This window comes from Pseudomonas sp. XWY-1, from assembly GCF_002953115.1.
Classification (GTDB): domain Bacteria; phylum Pseudomonadota; class Gammaproteobacteria; order Pseudomonadales; family Pseudomonadaceae; genus Aquipseudomonas; species Aquipseudomonas alloputida.
Genome location: NZ_CP026332.1, coordinates 1641881 through 1654180 on the forward strand (window position 1 = coordinate 1641881; position 12300 = coordinate 1654180).

Annotated in this window: 10 protein-coding genes; all 10 read left to right on the top strand. The window is 63.0% G+C overall.

Features of this window, described 5'->3' with window-relative positions:
• Positions 1–865 precede the first annotated feature (865 nt).
• A complete protein-coding gene (gene flhA / locus PRJ_RS07935; protein ID WP_104961056.1) occupies positions 866–2995 on the top strand; it encodes a flagellar biosynthesis protein FlhA in 2130 nt (709 codons plus the stop codon).
• Positions 2996–3006: 11 nt separating this feature from the next.
• Positions 3007–4314: a flagellar biosynthesis protein FlhF gene (gene flhF, locus PRJ_RS07940; protein ID WP_104961057.1), complete on the top strand. Its 1308-nt coding sequence runs from the start codon at positions 3007–3009 to the stop codon at positions 4312–4314.
• A gap of 93 nt (positions 4315–4407) precedes the next feature.
• Positions 4408–5241: a flagellar synthesis regulator FleN gene (fleN, locus tag PRJ_RS07945; protein WP_003254408.1), complete on the top strand. Its 834-nt coding sequence runs from the start codon at positions 4408–4410 to the stop codon at positions 5239–5241.
• Positions 5238–5978, top strand: a complete 741-nt coding sequence (gene fliA / locus PRJ_RS07950) for an RNA polymerase sigma factor FliA (protein WP_003254406.1) — start codon at positions 5238–5240, stop codon at positions 5976–5978. Before fleN ends, fliA begins: the two co-directional genes overlap by 4 nt.
• 106 nt (positions 5979–6084) lie before the next feature.
• A complete protein-coding gene (locus PRJ_RS07955; RefSeq protein ID WP_010955070.1) occupies positions 6085–6459 on the top strand; it encodes a chemotaxis response regulator CheY in 375 nt (124 codons plus the stop codon).
• Between the two features lie 23 nt (positions 6460–6482).
• A complete protein-coding gene (locus tag PRJ_RS07960; RefSeq protein WP_010955069.1) occupies positions 6483–7271 on the top strand; it encodes a protein phosphatase CheZ in 789 nt (262 codons plus the stop codon).
• Between the two features lie 12 nt (positions 7272–7283).
• Positions 7284–9527 (top strand): chemotaxis protein CheA, encoded by a 2244-nt coding sequence (locus PRJ_RS07965; protein WP_104961058.1) that lies wholly within the window; start codon positions 7284–7286, stop codon positions 9525–9527.
• Positions 9528–9573: 46 nt separating this feature from the next.
• A complete protein-coding gene (locus PRJ_RS07970) occupies positions 9574–10686 on the top strand; it encodes a chemotaxis response regulator protein-glutamate methylesterase (RefSeq protein ID WP_010955067.1) in 1113 nt (370 codons plus the stop codon).
• Positions 10686–11426: a flagellar motor protein gene (locus tag PRJ_RS07975; protein WP_104961059.1), complete on the top strand. Its 741-nt coding sequence runs from the start codon at positions 10686–10688 to the stop codon at positions 11424–11426. Before PRJ_RS07970 ends, PRJ_RS07975 begins: the two co-directional genes overlap by 1 nt.
• A gap of 3 nt (positions 11427–11429) precedes the next feature.
• Positions 11430–12287: a flagellar motor protein MotD gene (motD, locus tag PRJ_RS07980; RefSeq protein WP_104886510.1), complete on the top strand. Its 858-nt coding sequence runs from the start codon at positions 11430–11432 to the stop codon at positions 12285–12287.
• The last annotated feature ends 13 nt before the right edge of the window (positions 12288–12300 follow it).

A 12300-nucleotide genomic window follows, 5' to 3' on the forward strand; every position in this document is an offset into this window, starting at 1 on the left:
CCCGCGAAAGGGCCGGGCCTGCTGCCAATTTCCACCCGTCGTTCTCCGTTGCCGCCGCTACCGTATTCGCGGGTAAACCCGCTCCTACACGCCTGATCGAGGGTGGACACAGGTCGGTGGTTGGGCACAGGCCGCCGTGTAGGAGCGGGTTTACCGCGAAAGGGCCGGGCCTGCTGGCCAATTTCCACCCGCCGTTCACCGTTGCCGCGCTACCGTATTCGCGGTAAACCCGCTCCTACGCCGGATCGGGGTGGACACATGTCGTGGTTGGGCACAGGCCGCGTGTAGGAGCGGGTTCACCCGCAAAGGGCCGGACCTGCTGGCCAATTACCACACGCCGTTCACCGTTGCCGCCGCTACCGTATTCGCGGTAAACCCGCTCCTACGCCGGATCGGGGGTGGACACAGTCGGTGGTTGGCGCACAGGCGCGTGTAGGAGCGGGTTCACCCGCGAAAGGGCCGGGCCTGCTGGCCAATTTCCACCCGCCGTTCACCGTTGCCGCCGCTACCGTATTCGCGGGTAAACCCGCTCTACGCCGGATCGGGGTTGGACACATGTCGGTGGTTGGGCACAGGCCGCGTGTAGGAGCGGTTCACCCGCGAAAGGGCCGGGCCTGCTGGCCAATTTCCACCCGCCGTTCACCGTTGCCGCCGCTACCGTATTCGCGGGTAAACCCGCTCCTACACCTATCGGGGGTGGGCACACATTGGTGTTTGGGCACAGCCCGTCGTAGGAGCGGGTTTACCCGCGAAAGGGCCGGTACCAGCAACATAAATCTCTCGCCGAGCAAAGTTGGAAAGCTTCTTGCAAAGCCACGCCCAGGCGCCCCCTGGGCGTCAAAGTTTTGCATCAAGAGGACTCGCGGTGGATCGCACTCAGTTAATCAGCAACGCCCGCAACAACCTGGCCGGGCTCGGCCGGGGCAACCTGGGTGTGCCGCTGTTGCTGCTGGTGATGTTGGCAATGATGATGTTGCCGATACCGCCGTTCCTGCTCGACGTGTTCTTCACCTTCAACATCGCCCTGTCGATCGTGGTGCTGCTGGTCTGTGTATACGCCCTGCGCCCGCTCGACTTTGCCGCGTTCCCCACCATCCTGCTGGTGGCCACGTTGTTGCGCCTGGCCCTGAACGTCGCGTCCACCCGTGTGGTCATGCTGCATGGCCAGGAGGGCCATGGCGCTGCCGGTAAAGTGATCCAGGCCTTCGGTGAGGTGGTGATCGGCGGTAACTACGTGGTCGGTGCCGTGGTATTCGCCATCCTCATGATCATCAACTTCGTGGTGGTGACCAAGGGTGCCGGGCGTATCTCGGAAGTGAGTGCGCGTTTCACCCTCGACGCCATGCCTGGCAAGCAGATGGCCATCGACGCCGACCTCAATGCCGGCCTGATCGACCAGGCCCAGGCTAAGCACCGCCGTGCCGAGGTGGCGCAGGAGGCCGAGTTCTACGGTTCGATGGACGGTGCCAGCAAGTTCGTGCGCGGCGACGCCATCGCTGGCTTGCTGATCCTGTTCATCAACCTGATCGGCGGCATATTGATCGGCATGATGCAGCACGGTATGAGTTTCACGGAGGCCGGCAAGGTGTACGCCTTGTTGACCATCGGTGACGGTTTGGTGGCGCAATTGCCATCACTGCTGTTGTCCACTGCCGCCGCGATCATGGTGACCCGCGCGTCGGGTTCCGAGGACATGGGCAAGCTGATCAATCGGCAGATGTTCGATTCGCCCAAGGCCCTGGCGGTGTCTGGCGCGTTGATGATCGTCATGGGGCTGGTGCCGGGCATGCCGCACATTGCCTTCCTCAGCCTCGGCCTGATGGCTGCCGGCGGCGCCTACCTGGTGTGGAAGAAGCAGCAGCAGGCCAAGGTCAAAGCCCAGCAAGAGGCGCAGCGCCAGCAGGACCTGCTGCCCTCGCCACAGCGCGCGCTGGAAACCAAGGAGCTGGGTTGGGACGACGTCACCCCCATCGACATGATCGGCCTAGAGGTCGGCTATCGGCTGATCCCGCTGGTCGATCGCAACCAGGGCGGCCAGCTGCTGGCGCGGATCAAGGGCGTGCGCAAGAAGCTGTCGCAGGACCTGGGTTTCCTGATGCCCACCGTGCACATTCGTGACAACCTCGACCTGCAACCCAGCGCGTACCGCCTGACCCTGATGGGGGTGATTCTGGCCGAGGCGGAGATCTATCCGGACCGCGAACTGGCGATCAACCCTGGGCAGGTGTTTGGCACCCTCAACGGTATTGCCGCGCGCGACCCGGCGTTTGGCCTGGAGGCGGTGTGGATCGACGTCGGCCAGCGCTCACAGGCGCAGTCGCTGGGTTACACCGTGGTCGATGCCAGCACCGTGGTGGCCACCCACCTCAACCAGATCCTGCAGAAGCACTGCCACGAGCTGATCGGCCACGAAGAGGTTCAGCAGCTGCTGCAGGTGCTGGCCAAGGCATCGCCTAAACTTGCAGAAGAGCTGGTGCCGGGCGTCATTTCCTTGTCGGGGCTGCTCAAGGTGCTGCAAGCCCTGTTGTCGGAACAGGTGCCAGTGCGCGATATTCGTAGTATTGCCGAGGCCATCGCGAACAACGCGGGCAAGAGTCAAGATACCGCCGCGCTGGTGGCGGTGGTGCGCGTCGGATTGTGTCGCGCCATCGTGCAAAGCATTGTCGGCGTTGAGTCGGAGCTACCAGTGATTACCCTGGAGCCAAGGTTGGAACAGATTTTGCTGAATAGTCTGCAAAGGGCCGGGCAGGGTCAGGAAGACGGTGTTCTTCTGGAACCTAGCATGGCCGAGAAGCTGCAACGTTCGCTGATCGAGGCGGCCCAGCGCCAGGAAATGCAGGGTCAGCCGGCCATTCTGCTGGTCGCCGGCCCGATCCGCGCCATGTTGTCGCGTTTCGGTCGCCTGGCTGTACCGAATTTGCATGTTCTGGCGTATCAGGAAATACCTGACAACAAGCAAGTCACCATCGTTGCCACCGTGGGCCCTAACGGCTGAGGTAGGGGATAATGCAAGTTAAGCGATTTTTCGCCGCCGATATGCGTCAGGCCATGAAACTGGTCCGTGACGAGCTGGGCGCCGATGCCGCAATCATTGGCAACCGCCGCATTGCCGGTGGTGTCGAGCTGACGGCCGCGCTGGACTACAAGCTGTCCGCCCTGGCCCCGCGTGTGCCCAACGCCGAGCTGGAAGAAGAGCTGCGCAAGACCCATACGCGCATTGCCACTGCCCAGGCCGAGCTGGACCAGCGCCAGGACAGCAGCGACAACAACCGCCAATTGTTCGCCGGGCAATCTTTGACCGCTGCCGAACCGTTGATCGAGCCGCACGTCGAGGCCCCGGAGGCTGCCGCCGTACCGGCTGCTGCGCCGGTTGACCCACGCCTGTTCGATGCCATGCGCTCCGAGCTGTCGGGCCTGCGCGAGCTGCTGGAGGTGCAACTCGGCTCGCTGGCCTGGAATCAGCTGCAGGGCAGCAAGCCGCAGCAGGCCAACCTTTGGCGCCGCCTGCAGCGTATTGGCCTGTCCGGGCCGATCGCCCGCGAGCTGCTGGACCTGACCGCCGAGATCGAAGAGCCGCGCCAGGCCTGGCGCATGCTGTTGGCTCACTTGGCGCGGATGATCGAAGTGCCTGAAGTCGAGCCGATCGAAGAGGGCGGGGTGATCGCCATGGTCGGCCCGGCGGGCATGGGCAAGACCACCACCCTGGCCAAGCTGGCCGCGCGCTACGTGCTCAAGTACGGCGCGCAGAACCTGGCGCTGGTGAGCATGGACAGCTTCCGTATCGGCGCTCAGGAACAGCTCAAGACCCTGGGCCGCATCCTCAACGTGCCGGTGACTTACGTCGACCCGGGCCAGTCGCTGGCAGCAGCGCTGGAACCACTGCTGCGCAAGCGCGTGGTGCTGATCGATACTGCCGGCCTGCAAGCCAGCGACCCTGCGCTGCGCATGCAACTGGAAACCTTGGCCGGGCGTGGCATTGCCGCGAAGAACTACCTGGTGCTGGCCACCACCAGCCAGAAGCAGGTGCTGACCGCCGCCTACCACAGCTACAAGCGCTGTGGCCTGACCGGCTGCATCCTGACCAAACTCGATGAAACGGCGAGCCTTGGCGATGTGTTGAGCCTTGCCATCAGTCATGAACTGCCAGTGGCCTATCTTACCGATGGCCCACGCATTCCTGACGACCTGCACCTGCCGCGGGGCCACCAGTTGGTCACGCGGGCGGTGAATGTGCAGCAGCAGGACGAGCCCAGCGAAGAGGCCATGGCCGACATGTTCGCTGATCTCTATCACAACCCACGGCGAGCGGGTTGACCATGAAGCGTGTGCAAAGTCGCTATGCCAAGGGGCACGCAGAATTGCCCTACGTGTGGCCTGAGTCCCAGCGAGACAAGGTAAAGAACAGACATGGGTAGCATGCATCCCGTACAGGTGATCGCCGTGACCGGTGGCAAAGGTGGCGTCGGCAAGACTAACGTTTCAGTGAACTTGTCCCTGGCGCTGGCCGAGCTTGGCCGCAGGGTCATGCTGCTGGACGCCGACCTGGGCCTGGCCAATGTCGACGTGTTGCTGGGCCTTACCCCCAAACGTACCCTCGCCGATGTGATTGAAGGGCGTTGCGAGCTGCGTGACGTGATGCTGCAGGGCCCCGGCGGTGTGCGTATCGTACCGGCAGCCTCGGGCACCCAGAGCATGGTGCATCTGGCCCCGGCCCAGCATGCCGGGTTGATCCAGGCGTTCAGCGAGATCGGCGACAACCTCGATGTGTTGGTGATCGATACCGCTGCGGGTATCGGTGACTCGGTGGTCAGCTTCGTTCGCGCCGCCCAGGAAGTGCTGCTGGTGGTGTGTGATGAACCTACCTCGATTACCGACGCCTACGCGTTGATCAAGCTGCTCAATCGCGACTATGGCATGAACCGTTTCCGCGTGTTGGCCAACATGGCGCAGAGCCCGCAGGAAGGGCGCAACCTGTTTGCCAAGCTGACCAAGGTCACCGACCGCTTCCTTGACGTTGCCCTGCAGTACGTGGGTGCCGTGCCGTACGACGAGTGCGTGCGCAAGGCGGTGCAGAAGCAGCGTGCCGTCTACGAAGCCTTCCCTCGCTCCAAGTGCGCGCTGGCCTTCAAGGCGATTGCCCAGAAGGTCGACAGCTGGCCGTTGCCGGCCAATCCGCGCGGCCATCTGGAGTTCTTTGTCGAGCGCTTGGTGCAACCCACCAGCGCGGGACCCGTACTATGAACGCCAGCGGCTTCAAGATGTACAGCCGGGCGGCGAAGGACGCCCAGTACGAGCTGATCGAACGCTACGCGCCGCTGGTCAAGCGCATCGCCTACCACCTGTTGGCGCGCTTGCCGGCCAACGTGCAGGTCGAGGACCTGATCCAGGCCGGCATGATCGGCCTGCTGGAAGTGGCCAACAAATACGACGCCAGCAAGGGCGCCAGCTTTGAGACCTACGCCGGCATCCGCATCCGCGGGGCCATGCTGGACGAAGTGCGCAAAGGCGATTGGGCGCCGCGTTCGGTACACCGCAACACCCGTATGGTCAGTGATGCCATGCGTGCGGTTGAAGCCAGAACAGGCCGTGACGCTAAAGATCATGAAGTTGCTGCCGAACTCCAATTGAGTCTCGATGATTACTACGGGATCTTGAACGATACCCTGGGCAGCCGCCTGTTCAGCTTTGACGACCTGTTGCAGGACGGCGAGCACGAAGGGCTGCATGAGGATGGCGCCAGTGGCCAGGTCGAACCTGCGCGCGGCCTGGAGGAGGAGCGCTTCCAGGCTGCCCTGACCGAGGCTATCGCCAACCTGCCGGAGCGTGAGCGCCTGGTGCTGGCGCTGTACTACGACGAAGAGCTGAACCTCAAGGAAATCGGTGAGGTGCTGGGTGTCAGCGAGTCGCGGGTCAGCCAGTTGCACAGCCAATGTGCCGCGCGCCTGCGCAGCCGCCTGGGGGAATGGCGGGCGCGTTAGCCCACTGTCGTTGCAGTCGTTTTCCACGTTGTACCGAATTGAATGAGTGCGTGCTCGGTAGGCCGAGCGCGTTTGAGACTGCTTGGAGGTCTAATTGGACAAGAACATGAAAATCCTCATCGTTGACGACTTTTCGACGATGCGGCGGATCATCAAGAACCTGTTGCGTGACCTGGGTTTCACCAACACCGACGAAGCCGATGACGGCACCACGGCGTTGCCGATGCTGGAAAACGGTCACTACGACTTCCTGGTGACCGACTGGAACATGCCGGGCATGTCCGGCATCGACCTGCTGCGTAAAGTGCGTGCCAGCGACAAGCTGAAAAGCATGCCGGTCTTGATGGTGACCGCTGAAGCCAAGCGCGACCAGATCATTGAAGCGGCCCAGGCCGGCGTCAATGGTTACGTGGTCAAGCCGTTCACCGCTCAGGTGCTCAAAGAGAAGATCGAGAAGATCTTCGAACGCGTCAACGGCTGAGTCACGTCAGGGGGGGGCGCGTCATGGATTCATCACAAACGTCTTTGGGCGAGTTCGAGTCGACCCTGAAGAAGCATGCCCAGGAGTTGGTCGAAAGCCTGGAGCGGGGCCGTTTCGGCGAGGCGGTGCAGTTGATTCACGAACTGAACCAGACCCGCGACCGCGGCCTGTACCAGGAAGTCGGCAAGCTGACTCGCGAGCTGCACAGTGCCATCGTCAGTTTCCAGATCGACCCCACCATGCCGCAGGCAGAAGAGGTGTCGCAGATTACCGACGCCACCGAGCGCCTGTCGTATGTGGTCAAGCTGACCGAGGGCGCGGCCAACCGCACCATGGACCTGGTCGAGGAAAGCACACCGGTGCTCAATGAGCTGGCCAACGAGGCCAAGGCCCTGAGCACCGACTGGCAGCGCTTCATGCGCCGCGAAGTGGCTGCGCCGGAATTTCGTGATCTGGTCAAGCGAGTCGACAGTTTCCTGACGCACAGCGCCGAGGGTAACCGCAAGGTTTCCGGGCACCTCAACGACATTTTGCTGGCCCAGGACTATCAGGACCTGACCGGCCAGGTGATCAAGCGCGTCACCACACTGGTGACCGAGGTGGAAAGCAACCTGCTCAAACTGGTGCTGATGGCCAGCCAGGTCGACCGCTTTGCCGGTATAAAACATGACCACGATCAATTGCGTGCAGAAAAAGATCGAGAAAAACATCCGACTCGGGGTGAAGGTCCGCAGATTCATGCCGATAAGCGTGAAGACGTCGTGTCCGGTCAGGACGATGTCGATGATCTGCTGTCCAGCCTTGGTTTTTAAGGAGCACGTTTGATGAGCTTCGGCGCCGATGAAGAAATCCTCCAGGATTTCCTGGTAGAGGCCGGCGAAATACTTGAGCAATTGTCCGAGCAACTGGTCGAGCTGGAAAGCCGACCTGACGATGCCGACCTGCTCAATGCGATCTTTCGCGGTTTCCACACTGTAAAAGGGGGCGCCGGCTTCCTTCAGCTGAACGAGCTGGTGGAGTGCTGCCATATCGCCGAGAACGTGTTCGACGTCCTGCGCAAAGGTGAGCGCCGGGTCGATGCGGAACTGATGGATGTGGTGCTCGAGGCACTGGATACGGTCAACAGCATGTTCGGCCAGGTGCGCGAGCGTGCCGAAGTGACACCGGCCACCCCCGCACTGCTGGCAGCGCTGTCGCGCCTGGCCGAACCTGGCGCAGCTGAAGCTGTTGCAGCGCCCGCACCGGCACCGGTTGCCGACGTGGTGGCTGCAGCGCCGGCCGAGGCCGAGGAGCAACACCAGGACATCACTGACAGTGAGTTCGAGCAGTTGCTCGATTCGCTCGATGCGATCAAGGCGCAAGCGGCGGCCGACGAGCAGATGCAGGGCGAGACTGTCAGCGGTGCTGGTGATGAAATCACCGACGCCGAGTTCGAATCGCTGCTCGACCAGTTGCACGGCAAGGGCCAGTTCAATGCCGAGGTCGCCGCGCCGCCGGTTGCGATCAGCAGCGAAGCGGTCAGTGATGAGATCACCGACGCCGAATTCGAATCGCTGCTCGACCAGTTGCATGGCAAGGGCACCTTCCAGGCTGGCGCCTTGCCAGCCGCCCAGGCACCAGCGCCTGCCGCACCCGACAACAGTGCCGCCAGCGATGAAATCAGCGAGCACGAGTTCGAAGCCCTGCTGGACCAGTTGCACGGCAAGGGCAAGTTCGGTGGCGATGTTGCCGCTGTAGAAGCCCCGGCTGCTGTCCAGGCGCAAGCGCCTGCTGCCGCCAAGGCCGAAAGCCAGCCGGTGGCCAAGCCCGCTGCCGCGCCAGCGCCTTCGCCGGCCAGCAAACCTGCCGCGGCGCCTCGCGCGCCGGCCCCGGCCGCCGAAAAGCACGCCGCCAGCGAAGCGGAAACCACCGTGCGCGTCGACACCGCGCGCCTGGACGAGATCATGAACATGGTCGGCGAACTGGTGCTGGTGCGTAACCGCCTGGTGCGCCTGGGCCTGAACAGCGGCGACGAGGCCATGTCCAAGGCCGTGTCCAACCTTGACGTGGTCACCGCCGACCTGCAGACCGCGGTGATGAAAACCCGTATGCAGCCGATCAAGAAGGTCTTCGGCCGCTTCCCGCGCCTGGTCCGCGACTTGGCGCGCCAGTTGAAGAAAGAGATCAATCTGGAGCTGGTCGGCGAAGAGACCGACCTTGACAAGAACCTCGTAGAAGCCTTGGCCGACCCGCTGGTGCACTTGGTGCGCAATGCGGTCGACCACGGTATCGAGATGCCCGACGAGCGTGAAGCGTCTGGCAAGGCGCGTACCGGCCGCGTAGTGCTGTCGGCCGAACAGGAAGGCGACCACATCCTGCTGTCGATCTCGGACGACGGCAAGGGCATGGACCCGAACATCCTGCGTGCCAAGGCCGTGGAAAAGGGCCTGATGGACAAGGACGCCGCCGAGCGCCTGAGCGAGTCGGACTGCTACAACCTGATCTTCGCCCCTGGCTTCTCGACCAAGACCGAGATTTCCGATGTGTCCGGGCGTGGCGTGGGCATGGACGTGGTGAAAACCAAGATCTCCCAGCTCAACGGCTCGATCAACATTTTCTCGGCCAAGGGCCAAGGCTCCAAGATCGTCATCAAGGTGCCGCTGACCCTGGCGATCATGCCCACCCTGATGGTGATGCTGGGCAACCAGGCGTTTGCCTTCCCGCTGGTCAACGTCAACGAGATCTTCCACCTCGACCTGTCGCGTACCAACGTGGTCGACGGCCAGGAAGTGGTGATCGTGCGCGACAAGGCGCTGCCGCTGTTCTACCTCAAGCGCTGGCTGGTCCAGGGCCAGGTGCACGAAGAGCAGCACGAGGGCCACGTGGTGATTCTGTCGGTCGGCACCCAGCGCATCGGTTTTGTCGTTGATCAGCTGGTGGGCCAGGAAGAAGTGGTCATCAAGCCGCTGGGCAAGATGCTGCAAGGCACCCCGGGCATGTCCGGGGCCACCATTACCGGCGACGGTCGCATCGCGTTGATTCTCGACGTCCCGAGCATGCTCAAGCGTTACGCCGCGCGGCGTATTTGATTTCGGTGGCGCGCCCTGGCGGGTTGCGCCGCCTAATGGAGTGTTTATGGCAGTCAAGGTCCTGGTGGTGGATGATTCTGGTTTCTTCCGCCGCCGTGTCTCGGAAATCCTCTCGGCGGATCCAACGATCCAGGTAGTGGGTACCGCGACCAACGGCAAGGAAGCAATCGACCAGGCGCTGGCGCTCAAGCCCGATGTGATCACCATGGACTACGAAATGCCCATGATGGATGGCATTACCGCCGTGCGGCACATCATGCAGCGCTGCCCGACGCCCGTGTTGATGTTCTCGTCGCTGACCCATGAAGGCGCCCGCGTCACCCTCGACGCGCTGGATGCCGGCGCAGTGGACTACCTGCCGAAAAACTTCGAGGACATCTCGCGCAACCCTGACAAGGTCAAGCAGTTGCTGTGCGAGAAGGTGCACACCATTTCGCGCAGTAACCGCCGGATCGGCAGCTATGCCAGAACGGCGCCGGTCGCCGCGCCAGCGCCGGCCAGCACCTTTACCAGCCAGGCGCAGACGCGCCCGGCAGCGCCTGCCCGTGCAGCGGCCCCGACGCCGGCGGCCTCGCAGTCGCCGGCACCCAAGCGCAAACCCTACAAACTGGTGGCCATCGGTACATCCACGGGAGGGCCGGTGGCGCTGCAGCGGGTACTGACCCAGCTGCCGGCCAATTTCCCGGCACCGATCGTGTTGATCCAGCACATGCCGGCGGCCTTCACCAAAGCGTTTGCCGAACGCCTGGACAAGCTGTGCCGCATCAGCGTCAAGGAAGCCGAAGACGGCGACATGCTGCGCCCGGGCCTGGCCCTGCTGGCCCCCGGTGGCAAGCAGATGATGATCGATGGCCGTGGCACGGTGAAGATCCTGCCCGGCGACGAGCGCCTGAACTACAAACCGTGCGTGGACATCACCTTCGGTTCGGCGGCCAAGTCGTACGGTGACAAGGTGTTGTCGGTGGTGCTCACCGGCATGGGCGCCGATGGCCGCGAGGGCGCGCGCCTGCTCAAGCAGGGGGGCAGCACGGTGTGGGCCCAGGATGAAGCCAGCTGCGTGATTTATGGCATGCCCATGGCCATCGTCAAGGCGAACCTGGCGGATGCCGTGTACAGCCTGGACGAAATCGGCAAGCACCTGGTGGAGGCGTGCGTCTGATGGACGTCCTCAGCCTGATCGGTCTGATCCTGGCTTTCGTTGCCATCGTCGGTGGCAACTTCCTTGAAGGCGGTCATGTCGGTGCACTGGTCAATGGCCCGGCGGCTCTGATCGTGCTGGGAGGCACCCTGGCGGCGGCGTTGTTGCAGTCGCCGCTGTCGTCGTTCAAGCGCGCCTTGCAGATTTTGCGTTGGATCCTGTTTCCTCCGCGGGTCGACCTGGCGGGCGGCATCGACCGCGTGGTGAACTGGAGCCTGACCGCTCGCAAAGAAGGCCTGCTGGGCCTGGAAGGGGTAGCGGACAGCGAGCCCGACCCTTATGCGCGCAAGGGCCTGCAACTGCTGGTGGATGGCGCCGAGCCGGAAGCCATCCGCAGCATCCTTGAGGTCGACCTCCTTACCCAGGAGGGCCGTGACATCCAGGCAGCCAAGGTATTCGAAAGCATGGGCGGCTATGCGCCGACCATCGGCATCATCGGTGCGGTCATGGGCCTTATCCATGTGATGGGCAATCTGGCCGACCCGTCGCAACTGGGCAATGGCATTGCCGTGGCTTTTGTCGCGACCATTTACGGTGTGGCCAGTGCCAACCTTGTGCTATTGCCGGTCGCCAGCAAGCTCAAGGCCCTCGTCATGCGCCAGTCGCGATACCGCGAAATGCTGCTCGAAGGCCTGCTGTCGATTGCCGAAGGTGAGAACCCGCGCTCGATCGAGCTGAAGCTGCAAGGCTTCATGGAGTAACCCATGCGTCGCCGTCGTCATACCGAGGAACACGAAAACCACGAGCGCTGGCTGGTGTCGTACGCCGACTTCATCACGTTGCTGTTCGCCTTCTTCGTGGTGATGTATTCCATTTCCTCGATCAACGAGGGCAAGTACAAGGTTATTTCCCAGGCCTTGCTCGGGGTATTCAACGACCCCGAGCGCAGCATGAAGCCGATCCCGATTGGCGATGAGCAGCCGCTGAGCGTGCGCCCGGCCGAACCGCTGGTCAAAGACAGCGAGCAGACCGAAGCGGGCCTGGCGGCGACCAATGTCGACCCGTTGAAAACCATCAGCGATGACGTGCGCGATGCCTTCGGCGACCTGATCAACAGCGACCAGATGACCGTGCGCGGCAACGAGCTGTGGATCGAGATCGAGCTCAACTCGTCGCTGCTGTTTGGCAGTGGTGACGCGATGCCCAGTGACAAGGCGTTTGCGATCATCGAGAAGGTGGCCAGCATCCTCAAGCCGTTCGCCAACCCGGTGCACGTCGAAGGCTTCACCGACAACCTGCCAATCCGCACCGCGCAGTACCCTACCAACTGGGAGTTGTCCTCGGCGCGCGCGGCCAGCATCGTGCGGCTGCTGGCCATGGAGGGCGTCAACCCGGCACGCATGGCTTCGGTGGGCTATGGCGAGTACCAGCCGGTGGCCAGCAACGATACCGCCGAAGGGCGCGCACGCAACCGCCGGGTGGTGCTGGTGATTTCCCGTAACCTGGAAGTGCGCCGCAGCCTGACCGGCTCGGGCAGCGCCAATGCCACACCGGATGCCGCATTGCGCCGGGCTGGCACACAAAGTGCACCGGCAATACAAGCAACGGTAGCGAAGCCGTGATACGTCAATTCCC

What these genes read in the sequence shown, in the direction of transcription:
- flhF (WP_104961057.1), top strand. Translation starts at nt 3,007, where the DNA reads ATGCAAGTTAAGCGATTTTTCGCCGCCGATATGCGTCAGGCCATGAAA.
- fleN (WP_003254408.1), top strand. Translation starts at nt 4,408, where the DNA reads ATGGGTAGCATGCATCCCGTACAGGTGATCGCCGTGACCGGTGGCAAA.
- fliA (WP_003254406.1), top strand. Translation starts at nt 5,238, where the DNA reads ATGAACGCCAGCGGCTTCAAGATGTACAGCCGGGCGGCGAAGGACGCC.
- PRJ_RS07955 (WP_010955070.1), top strand. Translation starts at nt 6,085, where the DNA reads ATGAAAATCCTCATCGTTGACGACTTTTCGACGATGCGGCGGATCATC.
- PRJ_RS07960 (WP_010955069.1), top strand. Translation starts at nt 6,483, where the DNA reads ATGGATTCATCACAAACGTCTTTGGGCGAGTTCGAGTCGACCCTGAAG.
- PRJ_RS07965 (WP_104961058.1), top strand. Translation starts at nt 7,284, where the DNA reads ATGAGCTTCGGCGCCGATGAAGAAATCCTCCAGGATTTCCTGGTAGAG.
- PRJ_RS07970 (WP_010955067.1), top strand. Translation starts at nt 9,574, where the DNA reads ATGGCAGTCAAGGTCCTGGTGGTGGATGATTCTGGTTTCTTCCGCCGC.
- PRJ_RS07975 (WP_104961059.1), top strand. Translation starts at nt 10,686, where the DNA reads ATGGACGTCCTCAGCCTGATCGGTCTGATCCTGGCTTTCGTTGCCATC.
- motD (WP_104886510.1), top strand. Translation starts at nt 11,430, where the DNA reads ATGCGTCGCCGTCGTCATACCGAGGAACACGAAAACCACGAGCGCTGG.